The 25,241-nt window shown below is 62.2% G+C and carries 29 protein-coding genes and 1 pseudogene; 10 read left to right on the top strand and 20 right to left on the bottom strand.

From position 1 onward, the window contains the following. Positions 1-285 (bottom strand): UPF0149 family protein (locus tag IEX64_RS16665; RefSeq protein ID WP_188821289.1); only part of this gene is annotated, 285 nt, incomplete at its 3' end. A gap of 85 nt (positions 286-370) precedes the next feature. Between IEX64_RS16665 and IEX64_RS16660 the strand changes: the two genes are divergently transcribed. Next, the gene (locus tag IEX64_RS16660; protein ID WP_098108342.1) at positions 371-718 is read left to right on the top strand and encodes a hypothetical protein; all 348 of its coding nucleotides are present in this window, start codon (positions 371-373) and stop codon (positions 716-718) included. Between the two features lie 3 nt (positions 719-721). On the opposite strand, the gene IEX64_RS24465 is transcribed toward IEX64_RS16660, so the two are convergent. The 13 genes from IEX64_RS24465 to IEX64_RS16600 form a co-directional block, all read right to left on the bottom strand. After that, complete coding sequence (locus IEX64_RS24465) at positions 722-1,069, bottom strand: hypothetical protein (RefSeq protein ID WP_229710496.1); 348 nt, start codon at positions 1,067-1,069, stop codon at positions 722-724. 120 nt (positions 1,070-1,189) lie between these two features. Beyond that, on the bottom strand, positions 1,190-2,026 hold the full coding sequence (locus IEX64_RS16650; protein WP_098108340.1) for a GIY-YIG nuclease family protein: 837 nt from the start codon (positions 2,024-2,026) through the stop codon (positions 1,190-1,192). After that, positions 2,026-2,973 carry a site-specific integrase gene (locus IEX64_RS16645; protein ID WP_098108394.1) on the bottom strand — a complete coding sequence of 316 codons (948 nt, stop codon included), beginning with the start codon at positions 2,971-2,973 and terminating at the stop codon, positions 2,026-2,028. The genes IEX64_RS16650 and IEX64_RS16645 overlap by 1 nt, the downstream gene beginning before the upstream one ends. A 26-nt stretch (positions 2,974-2,999) precedes the next feature. Then, positions 3,000-3,527: a hypothetical protein gene (locus tag IEX64_RS16640; RefSeq protein ID WP_098108339.1), complete on the bottom strand. Its 528-nt coding sequence runs from the start codon at positions 3,525-3,527 to the stop codon at positions 3,000-3,002. Between the two features lie 10 nt (positions 3,528-3,537). After that, the gene (locus IEX64_RS16635) at positions 3,538-4,800 is read right to left on the bottom strand and encodes a hypothetical protein (RefSeq protein WP_098108338.1); all 1,263 of its coding nucleotides are present in this window, start codon (positions 4,798-4,800) and stop codon (positions 3,538-3,540) included. Positions 4,801-4,827: 27 nt separating this feature from the next. Beyond that, positions 4,828-5,070 (bottom strand): hypothetical protein, encoded by a 243-nt coding sequence (locus IEX64_RS16630; protein ID WP_098108337.1) that lies wholly within the window; start codon positions 5,068-5,070, stop codon positions 4,828-4,830. Continuing rightward, a complete protein-coding gene (locus IEX64_RS16625) occupies positions 5,067-5,471 on the bottom strand; it encodes a type II toxin-antitoxin system VapC family toxin (RefSeq protein ID WP_168176419.1) in 405 nt (134 codons plus the stop codon). Before IEX64_RS16625 ends, IEX64_RS16630 begins: the two co-directional genes overlap by 4 nt. Further along, positions 5,455-5,715, bottom strand: a complete 261-nt coding sequence (locus tag IEX64_RS16620) for an AbrB/MazE/SpoVT family DNA-binding domain-containing protein (protein ID WP_098108336.1) — start codon at positions 5,713-5,715, stop codon at positions 5,455-5,457. Before IEX64_RS16620 ends, IEX64_RS16625 begins: the two co-directional genes overlap by 17 nt. A 286-nt stretch (positions 5,716-6,001) precedes the next feature. Continuing rightward, a complete protein-coding gene (locus IEX64_RS16615) occupies positions 6,002-6,775 on the bottom strand; it encodes a hypothetical protein (RefSeq protein WP_188821287.1) in 774 nt (257 codons plus the stop codon). A 158-nt stretch (positions 6,776-6,933) separates the two neighbouring features. Beyond that, on the bottom strand, positions 6,934-7,707 hold the full coding sequence (locus IEX64_RS16610; RefSeq protein WP_188821296.1) for an IS5 family transposase: 774 nt from the start codon (positions 7,705-7,707) through the stop codon (positions 6,934-6,936). Between the two features lie 213 nt (positions 7,708-7,920). After that, positions 7,921-8,247, bottom strand: coding sequence for a Rap1a/Tai family immunity protein (locus tag IEX64_RS24790; protein WP_223178489.1), 327 nt, complete (start codon positions 8,245-8,247; stop codon positions 7,921-7,923). Between the two features lie 75 nt (positions 8,248-8,322). Continuing rightward, a complete protein-coding gene (locus IEX64_RS16605; RefSeq protein ID WP_202408384.1) occupies positions 8,323-8,646 on the bottom strand; it encodes a PepSY domain-containing protein in 324 nt (107 codons plus the stop codon). A 77-nt stretch (positions 8,647-8,723) separates the two neighbouring features. Continuing rightward, positions 8,724-9,614 (bottom strand): DUF1259 domain-containing protein, encoded by an 891-nt coding sequence (locus tag IEX64_RS16600; protein WP_008603797.1) that lies wholly within the window; start codon positions 9,612-9,614, stop codon positions 8,724-8,726. Positions 9,615-9,782: 168 nt separating this feature from the next. Here IEX64_RS16600 and IEX64_RS16595 point away from each other — a divergent pair, with 168 nt between their 5' ends. From IEX64_RS16595 to IEX64_RS16580, 4 genes are all read left to right on the top strand, one after another. After that, positions 9,783-10,733 (top strand): chromate resistance protein ChrB domain-containing protein, encoded by a 951-nt coding sequence (locus IEX64_RS16595; protein WP_025160483.1) that lies wholly within the window; start codon positions 9,783-9,785, stop codon positions 10,731-10,733. A 2-nt stretch (positions 10,734-10,735) separates the two neighbouring features. Beyond that, positions 10,736-12,133: a chromate efflux transporter gene (gene chrA / locus IEX64_RS16590; protein ID WP_008603799.1), complete on the top strand. Its 1,398-nt coding sequence runs from the start codon at positions 10,736-10,738 to the stop codon at positions 12,131-12,133. 74 nt (positions 12,134-12,207) lie between these two features. Next, positions 12,208-12,876 (top strand): superoxide dismutase, encoded by a 669-nt coding sequence (locus IEX64_RS16585; protein WP_017184236.1) that lies wholly within the window; start codon positions 12,208-12,210, stop codon positions 12,874-12,876. 88 nt (positions 12,877-12,964) lie between these two features. Further along, positions 12,965-13,588 carry a Cj0069 family protein gene (locus IEX64_RS16580; RefSeq protein ID WP_160165733.1) on the top strand — a complete coding sequence of 208 codons (624 nt, stop codon included), beginning with the start codon at positions 12,965-12,967 and terminating at the stop codon, positions 13,586-13,588. Here the strand turns inward: IEX64_RS16580 and IEX64_RS24715 are convergent. Continuing rightward, positions 13,535-14,316 (bottom strand): annotated as a pseudogene (locus IEX64_RS24715) (IS5 family transposase). The gene IEX64_RS16580 and the pseudogene IEX64_RS24715 overlap by 54 nt on opposite strands. A gap of 93 nt (positions 14,317-14,409) precedes the next feature. Between IEX64_RS24715 and IEX64_RS16570 the strand changes: the two are divergent. Beyond that, entirely contained in the window at positions 14,410-14,895 is a 486-nt protein-coding gene (locus IEX64_RS16570) for a Cj0069 family protein (protein WP_145206876.1), read from the top strand. Positions 14,896-14,979: 84 nt separating this feature from the next. On the opposite strand, the gene IEX64_RS16565 is transcribed toward IEX64_RS16570, so the two are convergent. Continuing rightward, positions 14,980-15,540: a recombinase family protein gene (locus IEX64_RS16565; RefSeq protein ID WP_017184234.1), complete on the bottom strand. Its 561-nt coding sequence runs from the start codon at positions 15,538-15,540 to the stop codon at positions 14,980-14,982. 173 nt (positions 15,541-15,713) lie between these two features. Between IEX64_RS16565 and IEX64_RS16560 the strand changes: the two genes are divergently transcribed. Then, on the top strand, positions 15,714-18,683 hold the full coding sequence (locus tag IEX64_RS16560; protein ID WP_188821285.1) for a Tn3 family transposase: 2,970 nt from the start codon (positions 15,714-15,716) through the stop codon (positions 18,681-18,683). A 219-nt stretch (positions 18,684-18,902) separates the two neighbouring features. Then, on the top strand, positions 18,903-19,166 hold the full coding sequence (locus IEX64_RS16555; protein WP_120049412.1) for a DUF3892 domain-containing protein: 264 nt from the start codon (positions 18,903-18,905) through the stop codon (positions 19,164-19,166). 27 nt (positions 19,167-19,193) lie between these two features. Here the strand turns inward: IEX64_RS16555 and IEX64_RS16550 are convergent, their stop codons facing one another. Next, the gene (locus IEX64_RS16550) at positions 19,194-19,598 is read right to left on the bottom strand and encodes a hypothetical protein (RefSeq protein WP_188821283.1); all 405 of its coding nucleotides are present in this window, start codon (positions 19,596-19,598) and stop codon (positions 19,194-19,196) included. 27 nt (positions 19,599-19,625) lie between these two features. Further along, positions 19,626-22,595 (bottom strand): Tn3 family transposase, encoded by a 2,970-nt coding sequence (locus IEX64_RS16545; protein WP_188821281.1) that lies wholly within the window; start codon positions 22,593-22,595, stop codon positions 19,626-19,628. 140 nt (positions 22,596-22,735) lie between these two features. Here IEX64_RS16545 and IEX64_RS16540 point away from each other — a divergent pair, with 140 nt between their 5' ends. Further along, complete coding sequence (locus IEX64_RS16540) at positions 22,736-23,305, top strand: recombinase family protein (RefSeq protein WP_013849886.1); 570 nt, start codon at positions 22,736-22,738, stop codon at positions 23,303-23,305. Continuing rightward, on the top strand, positions 23,306-24,679 hold the full coding sequence (locus tag IEX64_RS16535; RefSeq protein ID WP_013849887.1) for a DUF7986 domain-containing protein: 1,374 nt from the start codon (positions 23,306-23,308) through the stop codon (positions 24,677-24,679). 6 nt (positions 24,680-24,685) lie between these two features. Here IEX64_RS16535 and IEX64_RS16530 read toward each other — a convergent pair whose 3' ends face one another. Both IEX64_RS16530 and IEX64_RS16525 read right to left on the bottom strand, forming a co-directional pair. Beyond that, positions 24,686-24,928: a hypothetical protein gene (locus tag IEX64_RS16530; protein WP_188821279.1), complete on the bottom strand. Its 243-nt coding sequence runs from the start codon at positions 24,926-24,928 to the stop codon at positions 24,686-24,688. Positions 24,929-24,986: 58 nt separating this feature from the next. Next, entirely contained in the window at positions 24,987-25,229 is a 243-nt protein-coding gene (locus IEX64_RS16525) for a hypothetical protein (protein WP_229710495.1), read from the bottom strand. Positions 25,230-25,241: the final 12 nt, after the last annotated feature.

Raw genomic sequence — 25,241 nt, 5'->3', positions numbered from 1 at the left:
ACCGTTATCGAGCAGCGTTAGCATTGGTGCATAGCTGTTACGTTCGTCAGAAAGCGCGCGCCTGATTTCATCGAGGCGATGGGCAAGATGTTCGGCGGCCAGCTTTTGTTTTTTGTTCGCAGGCGCACTTGCTTCCGCGGCCCCGATGATCGCATTGATGGTGGCGTCGTCGTCACTTTCATCGAATGAAAGTATTGAACCTGTGAGAAATCCGTCGACCGCAGAGGAACTGGGGCGGGTCAAAGGGGCGTCCGCGCGCCAAATTTCGATATCGTCCCATGACATATGCAAAACGTTCCATAGCAGAGGCCCTTGTGCGCCTGCCTCAATTATAGCCTTCTAGAATCGGATTGTCAGGAGTCGGAGAATCATGACGGAATCGACGGCCACATCATCGCTCCCTGTCGTGCGGATCATCAATGTCGACACCGACGGCGTGTTCTTACACGACGGTGAACGCACGTGGGTCGAACCTTGGGACGCGGTCAGCGACATCCAAGCAGCGAGGATACCTGTCGAGCAATCAACGATGCTTGTTCTTGCCCTTGGTTTCAGGGACGAGCGCATGGTGCTGGTTGCGGAAGAGGAACAGGTTTGGGGGAAGCTCGCGGAGGCAATCCAGTTTGAGCTGCCAGACGCAATTCCGATCGACATATGGCAATCCGCCCTATCCAACCTCGGGCAGTTTCCGGTCTATGAACGACCAACGCTTTCGTGACCGTCAAACGTTGTCGATCAGTTTCTGGATTGTGCTGATCGGAGTATCGTCGATCAGCGAAATTGTCTCGCCGCATCCGTGACATTCCACCGTTCGTGCAAGCCGAAGGGTCTTGTAGCTCACCGAAATGACGATGCCGCAATTGGGGCATTCGGTTTGGGCTCGAATGTCATCGAGTTCGTGTGCCATACGTCGATGTAGCATGTAGAGGCGGTGACGAGAAAGTCGGAAGTGAGCTGCGGGCCACTCGCCGCTGGTTGCACCGCGAGCGATCTTCGTCCGGATCAGATCCGGGATACGTATCGAATGACGACAATCGCGAGTCTCATTTTGAGCGACGAAATTCACCATGGAATCAGCCCACGAGTCCCAAAAAGAACGATCTGTGACGTGGGGGTGGTCCGGTGCCTATGGGTGCATTGGGAAGGGTTATTCGTTGCGAATGCCGGTGATGGTCAAGGACGGAGCAGCTCAATTGCGATTGAGCCCCATTTTCCGGCTTTGAAGCTTTCGCTTCCAGAGCTGTTCGATGGCTACTATATCGTCTTGAGTAGCGGCGGATCCGCTGACCTCGAGGATACTGACCTGATAATCGCTTGGTTCGCTGCTCCTCAAGCCGAGATTCCCACCATGACCGTCCTGCGCGTAGTTGAGCCAGCGTCCAAAAAACCCATTGGCTCCAGTCGCCGAGCCGACGTATTGCTCCTTCGTTCTTGATGACGTGAGCAAGTAGACGCCTCGAGCGGCACTGAGAGCGGTCACCCAGGTCGCCGGCAAGCCCTGAAGCTCAGAAATCCGCGCGAGAAAATGCGTGTAACCCGGGAAGGCGTCTTCGCGAAACGCGCGCGTCAACTCGCAAATGGTCTTGTTTTGGCGGTCCGCGCGCTGGACCCACGAACGGGTTCCGGATCCCCAATCGATCCAGAGCCGGCCGGCGTAGTCGGCGAGGTCCGGAATTGGTTCGGTTTCGTAGCGATCGAGAGCGTGGCTCGTGAGTGTGCTGCCCGGGACGCCGTGCAAGGGATCGATCCAGTGCTCGCCAGCGTGCCCGATACGCTTTGCCGAATAGAGTCCGGCAAACAGCGTGCCGCCCGTAGGTGGAGCGACGAAGCTTGCCCAAATGGGCGCGGCGAGGCTGGTGCGATTATGCGTCGATTGTACGCATTGGTAGTCTTCGAAGGCCGGTTTCTGATCCCGCCACAAGAGATAGGGCGTGCGGCCGTTGGGGCCTTTTGTCTGGTGACGCAGGAGCCGCACGTCGGCCGGGCTAAAGCCTGCCTTGGCCAGGAGATCTGTGAAGAGCAGCATCAAAGGAATTCGTCTCCGGCATGATCGTCGAACAGGGCGGCGTCGCGCACGTAACCCGCAACGGTATCGAGCGATTTGTGCCGCGCGTGGTCCTTCATCTTGAAAAGGCTCGCGCGTGATGCGGCGGCTGACGTCAGGAAGCCGGCACGGAGCGAATGTGCCGAATAGAGCGCGGGATCGAGGCCGGCGGCCGCCGCAGCCGCTTTGACCAGGCGCGCGACGCTCTTGTCGGTCATGGGCGCATCGGTGAGGGTGTCGGACCGGGTGAGGCGGCGGAACACAGGGCCCTCGGTATGGCCGGCTTGGTGCAACCAATGCCGCAGCAGGGTTACGGGTCGAATCGACCGGCCGTTGGGCACCGCGATCGTCGTGCCTTGCGCACCCTGGTCGCCTTTCGAGCGGGGAATGAAGATCCGGAGGCCGGAGTTCACGAAGGACATCTCCTCGTATTGCACGGCGACGAGTTCGGAGCGGCGCAGCGCGCTGGCGAAGCCGATCGCCAGGATGGCGCGGTCACGCACCGCGCGCAGGCCCATGCCCTCGATGGTAGCCAGCATGCCCGTGAGGATGTCGACCTCGGCCGGGGCCTTTTGCTGGACTTTGCTCCCGTAAGTGTTCCGGATGCCTTTCAGCATCGTCGTGATCGTGCCTGCGGCGTCGCGCGCGGAGGGCGGTGCGAGCGCGGCATCGCGGTGGTAGCGATTGATGGCGGCGAGGCGGCGGCCGACGGTGGACGTCTTCATTCCCTCGCGGGCTTGCCGCTCGAGGTAGAGCGCGACGACATCGGGGTGTGCGGGGAGCGCCTCGAAATTTCGTTCCTCGCAATATTCGCAGAAGCTGACCCAGTCGGACGCATAGGCGCGGAGCGTGGCGCCGGCGTGCGCGGCTTTCATCGTCTCCTGCGCGGTCTTGATTTCCGCGTGGAGGCGCTCTGACAACGTCGCCATCGGGGGCAGGGGCGTCAGCTCGTCGCTCACGGAAGGCTCGCGCCCCACAGGCCGTAGAGGCGATGGATGGTGCGCTCGCGCAGCGACAGATCCCAGGACGTCGGGCGGCGCGGTTTGATCCACGCCAGACGCCCAAGCCGTGGTATCTCGACACCGACGCGCAGATGCGCACGGTCGCGCAGACGCGCGGGAGAAGCCAATTGCCAGTCGTCATCGCTCATGTGCCACTCGATCGAAGTGTGGGCGCCCAGGATAGTCAAGGGCGGATCATTGTCTTCGGCATCGAACGTGAAACCGAGGAACTGGCGGCCGAGCGGCGTGCTCAGGAACCAGGCTGGACCGATGGTGCGAAAGGTCAGGGTGAGATCGGAGCGGTTGGTCACCGTGAAGCGATGCCAGGAGCCGCTGAGATCGGTTCCGCTGACATAATCGACCGCGACCCGCAGGCGCCGGCGGTGGAGCGAAGCGAGAAACGTGTAGAGGCCGGCCAGACCGCCGATCGGGCCAATCCAGGCGCCTGCTTGCCGCGCGATCTCTGAAAAATCCCCCGTCACGATCGTTGCCTCAGGTCCGGCCGAGCAGATAGTCGCGATAGGCTTCGGCATCGGCCGGGAGCGGTCCGAACCAGTGGCGGCGCAGGGCGCGGGGAAGCCAACGCAGCCGTGGCAAACCGCCATGCGCGAGCGCAAACGTCAGAAGCATTGCGACCAGCACAACCCCGACTTTCAACGATGGATTGGCGAACAGGCCGATATGATCGCGGGAGAGGATGCTCCAGACAGTGTCCGCGAGCGCGGCGCCGATTACGAGAACCAGGCAGCCCAGAAGCACACGCGACGCGTGATGATCCCAGCGCTCGATGCGGGCCATGAAGGGCCGGTAGTAGCGCGCGCTCACCGGCTTGCCGGGGCCATGCTCCCAATAATCCCATTCGGGGTCGGCACAGCGGATCTCGGGCCACTCGCTTTCCGGCGGCGGGACCTTCTTCCAGAAATCGAACCCAAGGAAGGTGCGCTCGCACGCCAGGCGCTTTGCGGTCGGCCAGTAGAGCTCATCCCAAGAGCGCAGGCCATAGTCCCGGTCATGGGCCGCCAGCCATTGCGCGGCGGCCGCCGGAAGCGGTGGATCGATCACGTCCGACCCTTGGAAGATGCGCCAAAGCAGACCGACACCGAGCGCCAAGACGACGGTCGCGGCGCCCGGCGGGGGCGTGGGAAGCGGTAAGGGCGTTGCCGGCTCGATGGCGTGAAAGAGCGCCGGCAGGCCGAGACTGGTCAGCCCGATCGCCAGGAAGAGCGGTGCGGCGAGCGTGACGATCTGCCGGCGGTTGTGTTGCGCACCGCGGAACCGCTTCACCAGGAGAATGAGTTGGTCGACCTCGCGGGCGCCGGCAGCGGGATCGTCGGGCCGCAGGTGACGGGCCAGGGCCTCGTAGGGTGTCTCCGGATCGCGTTCGCCTGCGGCTTGCGCCTCGGTCAGCGCCGCGAACAGCTCCTCGAGGCCATAGCGCGCGACAAATTCGCGATCCTCGAGCTCGACAAGATCGTCGGTGATGCGCTGCACCTGCTGGATCGAGAAGCTCTCGACCCCGATCGTGATGACGACGACCTCGATGATCTGCGGTGCGCGCTCGATGAAGCGGTCGAGACATTCGGAGAACCGCGGGCCTTCCATGGCGCGGGCATGGTGCGATCGGATTCGCTGCGTGAAGATGTCGGCGATGAAGGCGCGGACCGTGGCCTCCTCGTCTTCTTCGCTTTCGATCAGCGCCGCGACATGCGCGGACATGGCATAGCCGTGATCGTCGTCGTCTTCATCAAGGGTCATGACGCGCGCTCCTGAGGTCAGCCGGGATCAGTCGTCGAACAGCCGCTCGACCAGTTCGGTGCCGTAGGCTTCGAGCAGCACCAGGTCGGGGATGTGCTCGGGCTCCAGATTCTGCCACGCGCCGTCGCCGAAACGGAGCTCATGGCGATCGAAGGCCTTGTCGTACTGGTAGATGCCGTAGGTCGGCTTGGCGAGCTTCCAGCTCCTCGCCAGCGCCGATCCGGGCCGGATCAGCGCCACGAGTTCGATATCCTGGGCGGGACGGGTCATGTCTGGTTCCTGATGAGTTTGATCTCGGCGCCGGGCGCCTCGAGTTTCAGCCAGTCGCGATCGGCGGTCCAGATCGTCAGACCTTCGATCTGGCCCGTGGCGATGCAGGCGCAGTCCCCGAGGCCGATGTTCAATTTCCGCGCCGGCCCGATCAGCCTGCCAACGATGTCCGCTTCGGCTTCGCCAAAAGGCAGGATCTTGAAGGCGAAGTCTCGCACGGTTGCAGCGATGGTTTCGTCGGCCACGCCGTTTTTTGCCAGGACCGCGCGAAACTCGGCGAGGTTCACCGCCGACATGCAGGCGCCGGCGAGGAGCTCGTTCTCGTCCACGTCATGAGGTTCGCCAAGGACGAAGGCGGCGAGCACCGAGGTGTCGAGGATCTTGTCAGCCACGCCCGGCATTCCTTTGCGCATCTTCGATCCGCATGGCCTTGAGGTCGCCCTGCAGATCCGCGTCCGGCGCCAGGTAAGGCGCCAGCCTGGCGCGGATGCGTTCCAGGGTCTTGGAGGGGCGCCGCACCGAAAGCGTCCCATCGTGCAGTTCGAGATTAAGTGTCTCACCGGCACGCAGGTTCATTTCCCGGCGCAGTTGGGCCGGTATCTGGATGCGCCCGTCGCTGGTGATCTTGACGCTGTGCATGGTCATGGCGAATGTCCTGGCTGATTGCGGACGGACAACGTACATCACATGGCGATTATACGCCAGAACAAAACAGGATTGGTGCAAATTTAGGACGCACCATCTATGTCCGATAAGGGATGTTATCGGACATAGGTGGTGGCAAAATTTTCGTGCTTCAGATTCCCTGAAGATTGGACTGCATCGCAAATCTTTAGGAAACCCCACGCGCACACGCGCCAGCGACATCGCGGGCTTTTTCACGGACGACCATTTTGAAAGTGGCCTTCAAGGTATGACGACCCTCTTGGCACTACTCGGAAGAATTTGAGGGGGTTGCGTTTTCGGGCTGTTGAAGAGCGTCGCGCTGCTGCTGTAACTCGGCTTCCTTCGAGCAGTGATACCATTCATTGCCTGCCGTGCTGCACAAGTCTGCTTCCTTAGCTTCCTTGTTCAGCCTTCTTTCTTTCCGGCAGAAAGCGTCGCGGTTACGCGCATCCGTACTCATGCACATCATATGAGAGAGGTAGATCCGATCTATAAGGGCCAGCTCCTGCTCGCTGAATAAATTTGCGACTAGATTTTCTCTAGATCTCGCTTGCAATTTCTCGGTAGCACCTGGAGTGTCGCGGACTAAATCCTCATCCTGTTTAACTAATGCATCTTCCTGTGCGTCAAGCTTATCTTGAGCGGCGTCAAAATCCGGTTTGGCGATCGAGGTCAGGATCGAGAAAATATGTCCTTGAATCGGCCCCATGTTAACCACGATGATCGGTTTTCTTTGATCTGACTGATTGGCCTGCACCTCAAACTCAAGAGGCGCGCTAACAGTTTCACCTATATCGGCAGCTGATAAAGTAAGCGTTCCAGAGCACGAAATCTTTTGATTTCCTGTGTCGACTGATGAGCTTGTGACATTATCGGCACTGAGTTTCAGTTTGCTGATCCAACCTTGCTTGCTACTTTCGTACTCAGCGGGGGAGATATTTACATTGGTCGGAGACAGTGCATTATCTTTAACAATACTATATACTTGCTCGAGAATCTCGTCCGAGGCGCAGACCTTGGGGTCACCTTTCTTGAGCATGGCGTCTGGTGAGTTAGAGCAAGCCGTTATCAAGGCAGAACAGGCCATGATTGTAAATATTCTATTATTCATTTGCACCCCATTCTCATCTAATGGTTTAAATTCACGACGTGTGAATAATCTCTACAGAGTCTGACTCGAAACTATCGGCTGTATTTTCATAGACGTACGATGCGTCGAGTGAGGAGCTGGACGGAAGCGGTGAACAGCCAGCAGCGGGCCGATGCGAGGGTCTGTTCGAAGTCCTTTGCAAGGCGACGGTTGCGGCCGAGCCAGGCGAATGTCCGCTCGACCACCCAGCGTCGCGGCAGGATTTCGAAGCCCTTTGCCCTGTCGGACCGTTTGATGATCTCGATGGTCCACTGCCCGAGCCGGGCGAGGCTACCCCTGAGCTTCTTCCCGGCATAGCCGCCATCGGCGAAGACGTGCCGCAGCCATGGGAACGAGCGGACGATCTCGGCCAGCAGCAGCGGAGCACCGTCACGGTCCTGGATATCGGCGGTGTGGACCACGGCATGAACCAGATTACCTTCGGTATCGGTCACGATATGACGCTTGCGCCCCTTGATCTTTTTACCTGCATCATAGCCCTGCGGACCTCCGCTTTCGGTCGTCTTGACGCTTTGGCTGTCGATTACACCGGCACTGGGCGAAGCCTCACGGCCCTGGGCGGTGCGTAGGTCTTGCAGCAGATAATGGTTGATCCGTTCCCACAGGCCCGCATCGCGCCATAAGTAGAACCAGCGCTGCACGGTCGAGGCCGGCGGAAAACAGGGGGGCAGCATCCGCCAGGGCAACCCGCCGCGAAGCAGGTAAAGGATCGCCTCGACAATGCGCCGGACTGGCCATTTGCGAGGCCGCCCAGTCTGCGATGGCGGCGGGAAAAAGGGCTCCAGAACGGCCCACTCACCATCGGTCAAATCGCTTGGCAGGGCGAGGCCTTTGCGCGAATGATGCGCGCGGGTGGCGTCACCTCAAGGTTTGTGCGCCAGACAACGATTTGGCAGACATAATGCGAACATCGGCTAATTAGCGAGCTTGAGGCGCGACATGGGATCGTTGAGCTGGCGGAATTCACCGCCAGGCGGACGCTCCGCCTGCCCTCAAAGGCAGCCGCCGGGCAGGCTACGCCGCGGGGTACGATGCTACTGACATGGCCAAGCCTTCGCTAACGAGCGTTCAGCTCCGGCCACCATATGAACACTCATAAAATAGCTATTCTGCTCCGCCCAGCGTAAATATGCCGCGCGCAGCGCCGATCGGTCATAGCGTGGAGCGCGGCATTCCGCTTTTCGCGCGACGATCATCATGTCGAGCACGCCTTGGAGGTAAGCGCCGCATCGCGGCTCATTCGCTTGACAGCTTACGAACAACGCCGAGCCCGTCGCCGACGCGGGTTCGGTTTGGCCGATCGCACTATCAGGCAGGGCGGCCAAAGCGGCGCATAACAATATCCATCGCCTTGGCCGCATTTTCGTCTCCTATTCCGCAGTATCATTTCGGAAGGGGCGCACGGCCCTCGACGGCCGGCGCCCCGTGCTGATCCATCATTCGCGGCCGAGCACCTGGCCTTCGGGCGTGACGAACAGTTCGATCGTCTTTCCGTCGCTGTTCTTGCCCTTGATTTCATAGAGCGTGCTTCCGTCCGCCTTTCGGGTGACTTGCTCCGCTTTGCTTATTGACGCGAGTTGCGCGCGTGCCGCGTTCATCGCGGCCTCGGGCACCTGAGCAAGCGGGATGTCTCGTTCGCTGTGCTTGCCGATTATCCGGTTTTCGTTCGCCTCGTGGTTTTGCGCGATCGCCACGCCCGCGATCGCCAGCGCGGCCGCGCCCACGCCTGCGACAACAGTGAGAGTTCGTTTGCTAGCCATGTTCCATTCCACTTCCTGCATAAGGGCCGTGGGGTCGGGCGGGCGGCGGTTACGGCCCAATGAGCCGTCGTCCGAGTTCAACTCCTCTGATTGTTCATCCTGTCGAGCGCCGCGCGCAGCCCACGGGCGAGCTTGGCTGCGTCGTCGTTGGCCCAGAAGTGCATGAAGAACAGCCGCGGCTCGTCGTTTAGCATATGATTATGCAGCGCCGTGACCTCGATCCCGTTCGTCCGCAGCACGCGCAGGACCGGATCGACCTCGTTTGCGACAAGTACGAAATCGCCGGTGATGGCGGCTCGGCCGTCCCCGGTTGGCTGAAAGTTGATCGCGGTCGCCGTGCCCATCGTCGGCGGAGTCTCCATATCGCCGTCCATCAGCCGCTCGGCGCGCGGAAAGCTGTATTGGAGGATGCCACCGGCCGTCTTGCCCTCACCGCCCATCAACCGGTTGAGCGCGGCCACATCGAGGTCGAGCCGCGATGCGGCTGCGCTGGCCGAAGGCGATTGCGGCGCGGCGAGCGGGGTCCGACTGGCTGATAGCGCTTGCCGGAGCGCGGCCGCGAGCTTCACCGGGTCGCCGTGGCCGGCAATGTGCATGTACATGGTCGCAGGCGAAGAGCGGAGCAGGTGATTGTGGAGCGCGGTGATCGTAAAACCGCTTGCGAGCAGGCGGCTCAAAACGGGGTTCACCTCGTCGTGGGTCAGCACGAGATCGCCCATCACCATCGCCTCGTCGCCCATCGGCTGAAACGCCGCCCAAGAGCCGAGCGCGAGGGAGGGCTTGATCGTCACCCCATCCAGCGTGACGCTCAGGTCCGAACGCGGGAAGCTGTAGCGGTGAACGCCCCCCGGCTGTTCGGCCCCCGCTCGTCCTATCGCCCGGTCGACAGCCGACCAGTCCGGCGCTGCCCATGCCGGGCTTGCCAGCAGGAGGCTGGCGAATCCCAAGGCGATGGTCTTTTTCAGCATAATTGATCCTTCATCAGCGCACTCGACACGGAAAGCCTCACGTCATGCGAGCGCGCCGCCGGCGAGCCGCGACATTGCGCTCCGGTTTCTTTCTTCGGGATAAGCAGTCCTATGCTCATGAGGCTTGTGATGCAACCCTTACACTTGTAGGCTAGTGACGATACAACTATGACAAACACACAAGCTTCCCCTTGGTTGCTCCTGATCCCGCAGCTTCCGGCTAAGCCTGCCTATTTGCGGGTGAAGGTCTGGCGGCGTTTGCAGGCGATCGGGGCCGCGCCGCTCAAGAACGCCGTCCATGCGCTCCCCAATCGCGAGGACACGCGCGCGCTGTTCGAAGAACTGCATCGCGAGATCACCGAAAATGGCGGCGAGGCGCTGATCCTCGAAGCGCGCCTTGTCGGCGGCATGGGCGATGCGGAGCTGCGCGGAGTGTTCGACGCTGCGCGTGACGCCGACTATGAGGAGTTGGCACGCGAGGCGCGCGCGCTGTGTGAGGGCGAGTATGTCGCGGCGGCGGATGTGGGCCGCCTGCGCAAACGCCTGAACGAGGTCGCCGCGATCGACTTTTTCGGTGCGCATGGTCGGCAGGCGGCACAGGCCGCCATCACCGAGGCGGACCGCCGCTCTCACCAACATCCCGATGTGAGCGGCCCCGGTGCGCCCGAGCTGACCCCGGCGGAGCTAAAGCGCCGCGTTTGGGTGACGCGCCGCCATGTCCATGTCGATCGCATCGCGTCCGCCTGGCTCATTCGCCGCTTCATCGACCCCGAGGCGAGCTTCAAGTTCGTCGAGGGCAAAGGATATGTGCCGGAGCCTGACGAACTGAGGTTCGACATGGCGGACGCTGAGTTCACCCACGAAGGCGACCGCTGCTCCTTCGAGACCTTGGTGTTCCTCACCGGTCTCGAGACCGACCCCGCGCTGCGGGCGCTCGGCGAAATTGTTCACGACCTTGATATTGCCGATGCTCGGTTCGAGCGCCCGGAAACTCCGGGAGTGAGCGCGCTTATCGCCGGCATCTGTGCCGGCACCGACGACGACGAGGAGCGGATCGCGCGCGGATCGACCGCGCTCGACGGATTCTATGCTCACTTCACCCGGCGAAAAGAGGACTAAAGATGGAGGCCAGCGCACGCGCTGAAATCGCAGTCGAGACGCTGCACGAGCACGGCATCAGCTTTGGCGAGGCGGTGCGCGTCTGGATCAGGGTCGCGCTGCTCAGCTTCGGCGGACCGGCGGGCCAGATAGCGGTGATGCATCGCATCCTGGTCGAGGAGAAGCGCTGGATCGGCGAGGAGCGGTTCCTCCACGCGCTCAACTATTGCATGCTGCTGCCCGGCCCTGAAGCGCAACAGCTAGCTGTCTATATTGGCTGGTTGCTCCATAAGACCAAGGGCGGCCTGGTCGCGGGCGCGCTATTCGTGCTGCCCGGCTTCCTCGCGATTTTAGGGCTCAGCTATGTCTATGTGCTGCTCGGCGAAGTGGCGCTGGTCGAGGGATTGTTCTTCGGATTGAAGGCCGCCGTGCTGGCGGTGGTGCTACAGGCGGTGGTCCGGGTGGGTTCGCGTGCCTTGAAGAACAACGTCATGCGCGGTTTTGCCGCGCTGGCGTTCGTCGCGATCTTCGTGCTCGACGTGCCCTTCCCGCTGATCGTGCTTGCCGCCGCGCTGATCGGCTTCTTCGGTGGCCGCGCTGGTTACGCCGCATTCAAGGGCGGCGGCGGACATGGTCCCGCCGGCGCTGAGATAATCCACGACCGCGACACCGCTCTTGGCGAGGGCCTTCCCGACCATGCCCGGCCGAACCTCTCTTGGTCGCTGCGCATCTCCGGCGTCCTGCTGCTGCTCTGGCTCGGGCCGGTCGCAGCGCTGCTGTTCGCGTTCGGCCCCGACGACGTGTTCAGCCGCATCGCCACCTTCTTCAGCCAGATGGCGGTGGTGACCTTCGGCGGCGCCTATGCGGTGCTCGCCTATGTCGCGCAGGAGGCAGTCGAGACCTATGGCTGGCTCCAGCCCGGCGAGATGCTCGACGGGCTCGGCATGGCCGAGACCACGCCCGGGCCGCTGATCATGGTGACGCAGTTCGTCGGCTTCCTCGCGGCCTTCCGCGAAGCGACCGGGCTGCCGCCGCTCGTCGCCGCGACCTTCGGCGCAATCCTCACCACCTGGGTTACCTTCCTGCCATGCTTCCTGTGGATCTTCGCCGGCGCGCCATTCATCGAGCGGCTGCGCGGCAACCGCGCATTGTCGGCCGCGCTTTCGGCGATCACCGCCGCAGTGGTCGGCGTGATCCTCAATCTGGCGGTCTGGTTTGGTATCCACACTCTGTTCGAGCAAGTCCGCGAAGTGCCGTTCGCAGCCGGCACCATCGATCTCCCAGTCCTAACGTCCGTCAACTGGCCGGCGCTGGCGCTCGCGGTGGGTGCGATACTCGCCATGTTCCGGTTCAAGGCCGGCATGCTGCCGGTGCTCGGCGTCTGCTCGGTCCTCGGGGCCGCATATGTAATGATCATCTGAAGGAGTGACGCGTGACGATCGACCATCTTTCCCGACGCAGTGCAATCGCAACTCTTGGCATCGGAGCCGCCGCCATGACTATCAACGAAGCCTCTGCGCAGACGCCGGCCGCAGCGCCGGCGGCTGTCCCCGCCTTTGCCGGAAATCATCAGGTCAAGCCGCTCAGGTTCAATCCCGCCAGGCTTCACGGCCTCTCCGAAAGGCTGATCACATCGCACCACGAGAACAATTATGCGGGCTCGGTCAAGGCCCTGAATATGATCGAGACACGACTTGCCGCCGCGCTCGCTGACACGGACCTGCCGCCGGTGGTCTATGGCGGATTGAAGCGCGAGGAGCTGCACCGCACCGGCTCGGTCGTGCTCCATGAGGTCTATTTCGACGGGCTCGGCGGCAACGGCCAGGCAGCCGGTTCCATCCGCGACGCGCTGGGCGCGGCGTTCGGCTCGTTCGACCGCTGGGAAGCCGACTTCCGCCGTACCGGGATGAGCCTTGCCGGCGGATCGGGCTGGTGCGTGCTCGTCTACAATCTCCACACGCGCTCGCTGCACAACCATTGGGCGTGGGATCATATGCACGGTGCGATTGCCGGCGTGCCGCTGCTCGCGCTCGATATGTACGAGCACAGTTTCCACATGGATTACGGCACCGCCGCCGCCAAATATGTCGACGCCTTCTTCCGCAACATCGACTGGGAAGTGGTCGACCGGCGCTATGCCGCGGCTTTGCGCGGCGGCGGCTGAACCCGACCGCCGTGGCTTAACACCCACTGCTGCGCGACACCTGAGTTCGCGACCACAAAGGGGACAGGTCCGATGGGGAGATGCAACAATGACATCCGGCCCGAACATCGCTCTTCTTTGGCGTGGGAAAGCAGCCGAGTGGACGCATCGCTTTCATGAAGCCCGGCAGTGGCCGATAATGCAGGCCTTGCGGGCGCTCGGGGCGACCGCAAGGCCTGTACTGTACAGGGACGAGGCGGTTCGCGAGATTCGGGACGAGCTGCTGTCGTGCGACGCAGTGCTGGTCTGGGTGAATCCGTTGGACATTTCAGGCGACCGCTCGCAGCTCGATCCAATGCTGCGCGAAGTCGCGGGGTGCGGCGTTGTCGTCAGCGCGCATCCTGACGTGATCGCCAAAATCGGCGTCAAGGAAGTGCTCTACACAACGCGATCCATGGAATGGGGCAGCGATGTCGATCGATACGTGGACGCTGAAGGCCTTCGCGCTCGTTTCCCCGAACATCTTGCCGCAGGCCCGCGCGTGCTGAAGCCGAACTACGGCAACGGCGGCAGGAATGTATGGCGTGTCCAACTAGACGAAGCGGGAAACGCTCCGGCTTTGAAAACGTCGGTGAAAGTTCAAGAGGCCCGCCAAGGAAGCAAATCGGAGCGCATCAGCCTAGGCCCTGTTGACATAGTGGGTGAGCCACAGCTTTGCGGAAGCGAGGCATAGGAAGCCGAGGAAGGACGTTGCGGTTTTGTCGTAGCGCGTGGCGATCCGGCGGGATTGCTTGAGGCGGTTGAACAGCCGCTCGACCTGGTTGCGGTCCCGATAGCGCCGGAAGTCGCAAGCCGCCGGCTTACGGCGGTTCGCCTTGGGCGGGATGATCGGCAGGATGCCGCGCCACAGCAGCTCTTCGCGGACGGCGTCGCCATCATAGCCCTTGTCGGCGAGCAAGGCGTCAGGCTTGGGCACGGGCATGTCGAGCAGCGCTGGCACGGCACGGTAATCCGAGACCTCGCCCCCGGTCAGGACGAAGCCAAGAGGGCGTCCCTGACCGTCACAGCGGGCGTGGATCTTGCTCGTAAAGCCGCCGCGGCTTCGACCAAAGCCCTCCTTGCAGGTCCCCCTTTAGCGCCCGCTGCCTGAGAATGGCCGCGGACGGTCGTGCTGTCGATCATGTGCTGCCAGTCGTCGGTAAGCCCCAGATCGACCAACGTCGTCAGCATCGCGTCCCAGACGCCTTGCTCGGCCCAGCGCCGGAACCGGACGTAGACCGAGTTCCACTTGCCATAGCGCTCGTGCATGTCGCGCCACGGGCAGCCTACCCGCAGAACGTGCAGCATTCCGTTCAGGAACCGCCGGTTGTCATGCGACGGCCGCGCCTTGCGGCCGCGCTCCGGTGGAAGCAGCGCCCCGATGACCGCCCATTCCTCGTCCGACACGTCGCCTCGACCCAAAGCCACCTCCAAAAAGGAAGCCTTGAATCAGAGATCACACCCGCTGGGAATCCACTATGTCAACAGGGCCTAGCCGAGTGCTTGGAAAGGTGGGTGCCGTTTCTAAACGACGGCGGCGTGCTGATCGATCAGGCTTATCAGCCGCAGTCGTCCGAGGGCATGGTCCGCTGCTACGTGTGCGGGCACCGAGTGGTTGGCTTTGGGCACAACCTGATCACTGCGCTGATGACGCCAACGGCCATTGATACAACGTCGTCAACCCCACAGCCGATGGGCCGCGCCATGTTCGGACCGGAGGTGACGCGCTTCGCAGCCTTACGGAAAGCGATGGAGGATCGCTGGATTCCAGAGATGCAAAGGTTGCTGTCGATCGTCGACCACGATCTTCCGCTTCTTTGGGACGCCGACTTCCTATTTCGCCCTGGTGAAGCCATCAGCGATGGCTCCTATGCGCTTTGCGAGATCAATGCTAGTTCGGTTGCACCATTTCCGCCAAGCGCCGTCCAGCCAGTCGCCGCAGCGGCAATCGGTCGCGCTCTTGCCATTCGTTTGACGAAGGAGACCTCCAATCCTCATTGATATGATTCAAGCAATTCAAGAGACGTGACATTGGTCGTATCAATCAGACAAGCCTAAGGGTGAGCGAGGCTGGGTGAAACCGGCTCAGGTGGCAGCGCGGAGATACTGGTAGAGGGTTTCGCGACTGATCCCCAGGTCACGGGCGATGACGGCCTTGCGCTCGCCGTCATCAACACGGCGGTGCAGCTCGGCGACCATTTCGTCGGAGAGGGAACGTTTCCGCCCGCGATAAGCACCGCGTTGTCTGGCGACCGCAATGCCTTCGCGCTGCCGCTCCCGGATCAGGGCGCGCTCGAATTCGGCGAACGCACCCATGACCGAGAGCATCAGGTTGGCCATCGGGGAATCCTCGCCCGAGAAGGCCAGGCTTTCCTTCACGAACTCGATCCGGACGCCTCTTTTGGTGAGGGACTGAACCAGTTTGCGCAGATCGTCGAGATTACGCGCCAATCGATCCATGCTGTGGACCACGACGGTGTCACCCTCGCGGGCGAAGGCGAGCATGGCATCGAGTTCGGGGCGGTTGATGTCCTTGCCCGATGCCTTGTCGGTGAAAATCCGGTCGAGCGACTGCCCGTCCAACTGGCGATCGACATTCTGATCGAATGTGCTCACCCGGACGTAACCGATCCTCTGGCCTTTCATCGCCGCCTCCGGTCAAAATGTCAGGTTGAATTCTATGACACGGCGGAACATGCGTCAATAAATGCTTGCCATAACCCTATCCTGACAGAAACCGCCGCTGCATCCTGACGTCCGGTTAGGCTATACTCCAGATTGACGCTAGCCTGTCGCTCTCGACTCGGGATGGAGGCAGGATGGCGCGGCGGCGATTATTGACCGGAGAAGAAAGGCGTCGCCTGTTCGATATCCCCCATGACGAAACCGCGATCGTCGGCCACTATACCCTTGCCGCCGAGGATCTCGAACTGGTCGGTCGCCGCTATCGCCCTGCCAACCGCCTCGGTCTGGCAACGCAGATCGCGCTTATGCGGCATCCCGGCTTCGGTTTGCAGCCCGACGTCGACGTCCCCGATGCGGTCCTTCACTATCTCGCCGCCCAGCTCTTCGTCGATGTTGATGTGTTCGCCGACTATGGCCAGCGCGCGCAAACACGTAACGATCATGCCGACATTGCGGCACGGCATCTGGGGCTACACCCTTTTCGGCGAGGGGATATACCGCTCGCGCTCGATCTCGCCGCAAGAGCTGCGGAGCGGACCGATCGGGGCGAACCTATTGTCCGCGCATTGATGGAGGGGCTGAAGCAGGAACGCTTCATTCTTCCATCGGCAGACACGCTCGAACGTGCGGGCCTCGCCGGCAGGGCACGCGCCCGCAAAGCCGCGGCGGCGCTCATTGTCGAAAGCCTGGGTCATGCCGAACTGGCGCGGATCGATGATCTGATCGTCAACAACAGCGACTTCGGCATGACGCCGCTGGCCTGGCTGCGCAATTTCGAGGAAGCGCCCACCACGGCGAACATCAACGGGCTGCTGGAACGGCTACGCTATGTGCGCGGAATCGGCATCGACCCGGCGATCGGCGCGAAAATCCCCGACTTCCGGTTCGCGCAGTTCATGCGCGAAGGTGGCGTTGCGCCGGCGTTCCTGCTCTCCGATTATAGCCTTAACAGGCGCCGCGCGACGCTGATCGCGGCGGTCATCGACCTCGATGCCAGGCTCGCCGATGGTGCGATCCAGATGTTCGACAGGCTTGTCGGAAGCCTGTTCACACGGGCGCGGCGCGGGCGGGAAAGGCGCTATCAGGACAGCATCCGCTCGGTCGGCGAACTTATGCGGCTGTTCGGCGCGACGATCGCCGCGCTGGGAGAGGCGGTCGAACATGGCGGTAATCCGCTCGAACTGATCGACGAAGCGGTAGGCTGGCACAGACTGGTCGCAGCCAAATCGCAGGTCGATGCGCTGGCCGAGCTGGCGGGCGAAGATGCGCTTGTCGCGGCGACTGGTCGCTATGCGACGCTGCGGCGGTTCAGCCCGGCTTTCCTCGATACATTCACGTTCAAGGCATCGGGGAGCGGATCGCAACTGGTCAAGGCCATCGAGGTCATCCGCGATACCAATGCCCGCAAGGCCCGCAGCCTGCCCGAGGGCGTTCCGCTCCCATTCGCCAACCGGCAGTGGAAGCGCCTCATCACCGAAGGTGGCCAGGTCGATCGCCGGCGATACGAGACGGCCATCATGGCCACGCTGCGCGATCGGTTGCGCGCCGGCGACATATGGGTCGAAGGAACCCGCAATTATCGCCGCTTCGACACCTATTTGCTGAGTCGACGCGATGCCGATAAGGTGGCCGACAGCCTGCCATTCCAGACCGATGCGGCCGCCTATCTGGAGGAGCGGGCAAGGACGCTCGACTGGCGGCTGCGCCGTTTCGCCAAGCAACTCAAGGCGAACAGGCTCGCGGGCGTGGCGCTCGAACGCGACCGGCTCAAGCTGCAACCCATGCCGGCGATCACTCCACCCGAGGCGGAGGCTCTCGATCGCAGGCTCGACGCCTTGCTTCCGCGCGTGCGGATCACCGAACTCCTGGTCGAGGTGGCCGAGCGCACCGGGTTCCTGAGCGCATTTCGCGATCTTCGGTCCGGCAAGGAGCATGACAACCCGCACGCGATCCTCGCCGCCATTCTCGCTGATGGATCGAATCTGGGTCTAGAGCGCATGGCCAACGCCAGCGACGGGGTGAGCTACGCCCAGCTTGCCTGGACCCACAACTGGTATTTGTCGCCCGAAAACTATCAGGCCGCGTTGGGGATGATCGTTGCCGCGCACCATGATCTTCCTTTCACGCGCCATTGGGGAGCCGGCACTAGTTCATCCTCCGATGGGCAGTTCTTCCGCTCGGGCCGCAACCGATCGGCGGCGGCCGACATCAATGCGAAATATGGCAGCGAGCCGGGCCTGAAGATCTACTCCCACCTGTCCGATCATTTTGCCTCGTTCGGATCGCGGATCATGTCGGCCACCGCCGGCGAGGCCCCCTACGTGCTGGATGGCCTGATGCTCGGCGCCGGCGCGCTACCGCTGCATGAGCATTACACTGATACCGGCGGCGCGACGGACCATGTCTTTGCCCTTTGCCATCTTCTCGGCTTCCGGTTCGTGCCCCGTCTGCGCGACATCGCCGACCGGAAACTCGGCTCGATCGCCGCGCCTTCGACCTACAAAGGCATCGAAAGCCTCATGGGCCGCACGATCAAGACGGCGGCGATCGAAGCCGATTGGGATGACATCGTCAGGATCGTCGCCTCCATTAAGGAAGGAGCCGTTGCGCCCTCCGCGATCCTGCGCAAGCTGGCCGCCTACAAGCGCCAGAACAGGCTGGATTTTGCGCTGGCCGAACTCGGCCGCATCGAGCGGACGCTATTTGCGCTCGACTGGCTTGAACAGCCCGACTTGCGTCGCGCCTGCCAGGCCGGCCTCAATAAAGGCGAAGCACGTCATACCCTTGCCGCCGCGATCTACACCAACCGACAGGGGCGGTTCACCGATCGCTCGATCGAGAATCAGGAATATCGGGCATCGGGCCTCAATCTGCTGATCGCGGCGATTTCTTACTGGAACACCGTCTATATGGACAGGGCCGCCCAGCATCTCCAATCATCCGGCGGCACCTTCGATGATGCGCTGCTTGCCCATCTCTCGCCGATGGGCTGGGTGCATATCAGTTTGACCGGCGACTATCTGTGGCAAAGGGCAAACCGGCTCTCCCCTGGCGAGTTCCGCACCCTCAACGATCCCATGGCCCGCCTCAAACTCGTGGCATAGCCAGTGTTCTCATTATGTCCGCCAAATCGTTGTCTGGCGCACAAACCTTGAGGTGACGCCCAAGTCCGCGAACAACGGTTCGCGAGGCATCGGGCAAGAGCGGAAGCTCAGGCTCTCGGTATCGTAGCGCGATCAGCGGGCGCTACGTCACCACCAAGCATGGAAAGGCGAGTCCGAACACCACGGTTCGCGAGAAGTAAGCCAGGAAAGGATAAGACGATGGCGACGCGCTATGTGAACAAGTCGAGAAAGGACCGCGATGGCGACATCACGGCCTTGTGCAATGCCGGCGAAAGCTGGTCGCCGCGGCTCAAGGCCGATGCGATCAGCGATATCGAGGGTGGCTCGCACAGCTACCACGTGTCCTGGAGCGACGGGAAGGTTACGCAGATCAGGGTCGTCCAGGGATCGAACGGAAAATATCTCCGGACCGATCGCGATGACACGACCCGCAACAATCTCGATGACCTGCCCGATTGCTAAACACGGGCGGCCGTGCCTGGCCGGTCCCTAGGATCGCGCCAGCACGGTTGCCTGCGGGTATTTGTCGTTCTTTTCCTTGTAGAGGATCAGCACCGCCGAAAGGGCCGTGGCCTGCCAACCTGGCGGAAGCTGCGGCACCAGCTCCTCGATGACGCCGCGCGCGGTCGTTCGATCGGGCGAGATCGTGACCATGGTGTTGGCGAGGTCCGGATGCGGCTTGCGCGACCGGCCCGGTCCGGTGTCGAAGCGGAACGTGTAGGGCAGGGCGGCTTTTAGCTCGGAAACCACCTCCGCCGCGGTCTTGGTGCCAGCGAGGTCGGTTCCGATATCGTGGTCGATATTGATCGGAAAATCTTGGTCGAACGTGCCGGGCTTCGAGTTGTCGCGATTGCGGCCTGGATGAGGGCATAGCGTGGATGGTACGCTAAACAACGCTAAGGGCGAACAATCAGCGAACGCTTAGGCGGCGCGGCTATCCGGCGGCAGATTGAGGGCCTTGCGGCCAGCGGAAGCGGCTGCTCGATCCCAGAGGAAATCGCCCGAGAAAGCAATATGCTCCCAACCTACTGGGGACGTATGGGCGAGTAGATCATCAGGCACCGCGACCGATGTTGATCGTAGATGCTGGGCGGCGGCATCCATGTAGATCGTGTTCCAATAGACGATCGCGGCGACGAGCAGATTGAGGCCGGATGCCCGATATTGCTGCGCCTCGTGGCTGCGGTCGATGATGCGGCCCTGGCGGAATGTGTAGATCGCCTGCGTCAGGGCATGGCGCTGCTCGCTGTTGTTGAGACCGGCATGGCATCGCCGGCGCAGATCGGGATTTTCTAGCCAGTCCAGCATGAACAGCGTCCGCTCGATCTTGCCGATTTCCTGTAGCGCGACATCGAGCTGGTTCTGCCGTTCGTAGGCAGCGAGCTTTCGCAGCATGACCGATGGCGCGACATGGCCGGCCTTGATCGACCCTACGAGGCGCAGCACGTCTTCCCATTGCTCACCGATGATGTCGGTGCGGATACGCTTGCCCAACAGCGGGGTGATGGACGGATAGGCCGTGACCGGCGCGATCGGCGCGAGCCGCCTGTCGGGGAAGTCGCGCAGGCGCGGGCAGAAGCGAAATCCCAGCATCGCGCACAGGGCGAAGACATGATCGGTCGCCCCGCCGGTGTCGGTGTAATGCTCGACGATCCTGAGATCGGTGCCGTGGCTGGTGAGGCCGTCGAGGACATAGGGCGCCTCATGCGTCGCGGCCGAGATCACTTTGACGTGGTAGGGCGCGCGCTGATCAGAATTATGGGTGTAGAAGCTGAAGCCATGATCGACGCCATAGCGGGCGTTGATATCGCCGCCCGACGCGCCGCGCTTCGCGGCCCTGAAGAACTGGCCATCGGAACTGGACGTGGTGCCGTCGCCCCATACTCGTGAGAATGGCAGGCGGTGGTGCGCGTTGATGAGGAGGGCCAGCGCCGCGCGGTAGCTGTCGTCGCGGATATAGGCGTCATGGGTCCAGAGGAGCTGATCGCGCGTGACGCCCTGACTCGCCGCCGCCATGCGCGACAGGCCGAGATTGGTCGCATCGGCGAGGATCGTGGCGAGCAGCGCGTTTTCATTGGGACACGGCTCGCCGGTACGCAGGTTGGTGAACGCCGCAAGAAAGCCGGTTTCCTGCGCCACCTCATGCAGTAGCTCGGTGATGCGGATGCGTGGCATCATGGCATCGAGCCGGTCGGCCAGCGCTTCGGCGTCGGGCGTCGCGATCGTGCGAACGGGGGATATCTGGAGGCGGTCGTCGCGATATCGCACACCCTCCAGAGCGTCGCGCTTCAGGCGCTGGGCAAATTTCTTAAGCCGCCAGTCAAGTTCGCGGCCCCGCTGTTCGAGCCATTCGCCGGCTGTGGGTGGCAGACCGAGAGCCGACACGATCGGCTTCGCCTGGGGTTCGCTGAGCAGGTAGCTGTCGAACCGGCGGTATCCTGCCGATCGCTCCACCCAGACATCCCCGGAACGCAGCTTGTTGCGCAGATGCGCGATCGTCGCGATTTCCCAGAGACGCCGGTTGATCTTGCCGTCATCGCCCACGACGATTTTCCGCCATTCCTTGCGGAAGGGCATCGGAGCGTCGGCAGGCAGATCGCGTTTGCCCGACCTGTTGAGGTCGCGCAGCATCTCGATGGCGGCGATCGTTTTTGCACTGCCCTTTCCGGCCCTGAACTGGAGCGCCTCAAGCAGGTCGGGGGCGAACTTGCGCAACGTCGCATAGCGGTCGGCCGCCACCGTCAGCGGATCAAGGTTGGCGGTTTCCGCGATTGTCGCCACTTCTGGCCTCGCCTTCAGGAGGGTGTTCCACCCGACCGATGCGTCCAGGGCCTCCATTGGATCTTCGCCGGTATCGACCGCATCGGTCAATGCGTCGATTGTCCTGCGAAAGATCAGCATCAGCCGCGCCACATTCTTTGACGTGGTGGCATAGCTGCGCGCCTGGGCGTTCTTCGCGCGGGTGAAGATGCTGCCGATCAGCTTGTCCGCCATCTCCAAGGCGTTATCGGTCAGTCGTTCCTCGAGGTCGAGCAGGAACGCAACCAGCGTAGCGCGCCGTCGGGAGGGAATATATCGCTCGATCATATAGGCAGGCGAAGCGCGGCCTTCCCTGACATATTGCCGAAATCGGTCGGCATGGATGCGGCCAGCCACGTCCGGGGAGATGCCGATCTTCCGCACTTGCCGCAGGCGGTCGAGAATCTGGCGGATGTGATCGGGCCTGGCCGCAACGGGAATGGTCTTGAGCGAAGCGAGTTGGCTCATGCCGCCGGCGTCGTCAAAGACCTGGTCGAGGGCGTGGACCTGTTCGGCGCTAAGATCAGCGATCAGGGCGTAGGCAGCCTGCTTGCGGGCACGCGCGCGTCCCGCACTACTGGCGCGTTCGATGGTGGAGATGGACGGCAGTAGAATCCGGGCCTCGCGAAGGGCGGTGACGACGCCGATCGCTATCGTCATCCCCTTGTCGGTCGCCCATGCCGTTTTCGCGGCCGCTTCGATCATGAAGGGAATGTCGGCGCGGGTTGGTCCACGAAGGCCCGCTCGCATCGCCAGCTCGCGGGCATGGTCCGTCATCGTCTGATCCCGCGCTGCATAGTTGGCCAGGTCGGTTACGTGTAGATCAAGTTGTTCCGCGACGAAGGCGGCGAGATCATGGGGTATCGCTCCCTTGTCCTGTATCAACTGCGCCAGTGTGATGCCCGGGTGCCGCAAGAGCGCGAGTTGCAGCGCGACACCCAACTGGTTCCGTCGCTCCCGTCGTGCGCCGATGATCTCGATGTCCGAAGGCTCGAAGGTGTAGAGCCGGGCTAGATGGTCGCGCTCGCTCGGGATGGCGAGGATCTGATCGCGTTCGCTCTCGGTCAGGAGTTGATGCTTACGCTTCGTCATTCCGATTCCCGTCCACAAAAGGTCATCTGGGCCTATGGACAGCCATGAGTAAAGAGACATAGTATGTGGACGGATATGGATGGGGCGAAGCGATCGCCCTTCAGATCGTCCACAGAACGACCGTTTGGGAGACGCACGGGATGGGCGATATTCTGGGTTATGCCCGCGTCAGCACCGGCGATCAGGACGTGGCTGGACAGACCATGCGTCTGGAGGAGGCCGGCGCGATCAAGGTGTTCACCGACGTCATGTCGGGCAAGAGCATGGAGCGGCCCGGTCTGGCCGAACTGATCGCCTATGCCCGCAAGGGCGACACGCTGGCGGTGGTCCGCCTCGATCGGCTTGGGCGCTCGCTCGCCGAATTGCTCACCACGGTCGAGACGCTACGCGGCCAGGGCATCGCGCTCCTGAGTCTTGAGGAAAAGATCGACACATCGTCGGCCGCCGGCGAACTCATCTTCCATGTGTTCGGGGCCATCGCCCATTTCGAGCGGAGACTGATCTCCGAGCGAACCAGGGATGGGATCGCCGCCGCGCGCGCCAAAGGAAAGTTGCCCGGCCGTCAGCCGCTCGACATGTCCAAGGTACATGCCGCCATCAAACTGGTCGAAGCGAGCATCTCGCCGACAGAAGCAGCACGACAACTCGGCATCGGCCGATCGACCATCTATCGAGAAATGCGCCGCCTCGGCGTGGAAAGGCCCATCTGAATGTCCAGATCGAAATCGGCTTACGATCTTTCCGGCCTGATGAAATATGCGGATCGCGCGCCATGGGATGAGGCATTGGCCGAAATGCTGTCCGCGCATCTCGATCCGGCGAGCGAAGCGACCGGACTCGAGCCTGACGCCATATTCGAGATAATTGGCGATCACTGGCAAGGGCCGCTATGGGGCTGCGCCTTTGAAGATCTGCTTACGCAGGAACTGGAACCCGACGGTCGCAATCTGGTCGATGACTATCTCAAGCGCCGGGGTTGGAACGAAAAGGCGCCGAACAAGGCCTATATGCGCGCGTTACGCGATACGGTCATGTCGCTCTATGAGGTCAGCGAAGTCGTGCCTGGTCAGTCGATGACCTTGCGCGATCTGCTGCGCGACGTTGCTCCGGTGACGGTGCGCGAACACGGTGCAACCCAGACCCTGGTCAACTGGGACAAGATCGCCGCAAGGGTTGTCGACGTGAACGGGCGCCATGGCATTTCCGGAGCGCTGTTGCCGTTCAGCGCTGAGGGCGCCGTGCGAGTGGTCGATGCATTTTCCCGACTTGCCGACGAAACTCAGGACACTGCGGAATTGGACCCGTCCGATCGGGACGCGCTTCTGGGAGCATCGGGACCGATGTTCACGAACATGTGGCTGCTCGACTGTCTGGGCAAGGCCATGCCCGGCAGCGCGCCGGATATGGTCAACGCCGACGGCGATGACCTGGTGTTCCACCGTATCGTTTTTCCGCTGGCGAAAGGCGTGGTCGGCAAGAGCCTGATCCGAAGGCTGAACGCGGCACAATGGCTGGAACCTGCCAGCGACAGTTTCTGGAACTGGCTGGCACCAGCGACGAAGAACAAGAAGCTGCAAGCGACCAAAGGCAAGCGGGCCTTCGTCACGACCATGGATGACGGCACGCCGGTTTTTGCCAATGTGGAACTGGCAGGGCGCAAGCTGATCGTCGAGGTAAACAGTGCCGCCCGCGCGGAGCGAGCAATTACTCAGATGGGCGAATGGCTTGGTGATTGCGTGAGCGCGCCTATGGCCGAAATCCGGACGCTCGATCAGGTTATGGCCGACGATGCCGCCCGCACGCCACAGGACGAGGCGCTGGATATTCCACCGCATGAAATGGAGCGCATCGTTCACGATATGCTGACCCGTGAATATACGAAAACGCTCGATGAGCCGGTCCCAGCCCTCAGCCACAAGACGCCACGCGTTCTGGCCCGTACAAAGGCGGGGCGGGTAAAGGTAGCCGACTGGCTCAAATATATCGAAAATGGCGCGGCAAAATCGGGCACCGCCGATCCGATGGGCACCTATGACTTTACATGGATGTGGGAAGAACTGGGGCTTAGCGACCTCCGGCGGTAACGGCCATCATACGGTTCTTGAAATGTTCTCGCTTAGCGTTGTCTGGCGTACCTTCCACGCGATGCCCTCCATATCGCCGTGCATCTTGGCATTCGCGGCCCGGTAGGCCCGCGTAGCGGGCGGCTCGTTTCGCCGGCCTGACACGGCACCAGTTGACCCATGCCGGGTATGCTGCGCACTCGCGGCAAGCGGGGTCAGAACGGCAGTCATCGCCAGCATCAGCGCGAACGGCCTGTTGATTCCGATCATTACGATTCTTCTCCAGTGACAGTGTTTCGGTTCATGGTGCGGGCGAAGGCGGCCACCATCAGCGTCGGCCATTGGCGGAGGACTTTCGCCGCGCCGCCGCGTCGAGCTCGGCCACGGCCTGCGCCGCGGCCTCGCAATCGCTGCCGGTTTCTTGGCCTCGCTCGCAGCGTGTGACCACCAGTCTTGCTTCCTCCGCGTGGAAGCGGAAATAGCCCGCGTCGCGTGGTTTAATCAGCCCGCATCCGGACAGAGCGATTGTTGCGGCAACGGCGATGACCGCTTGCTGCTTGCCGTTCCCCATTATGTCGATCCT

The organism is Novosphingobium indicum (genome assembly GCF_014645195.1).
GTDB classification, from domain to species: domain Bacteria; phylum Pseudomonadota; class Alphaproteobacteria; order Sphingomonadales; family Sphingomonadaceae; genus Novosphingobium; species Novosphingobium indicum.
This window is presented reverse-complemented; position numbering and strand designations above follow the sequence as displayed.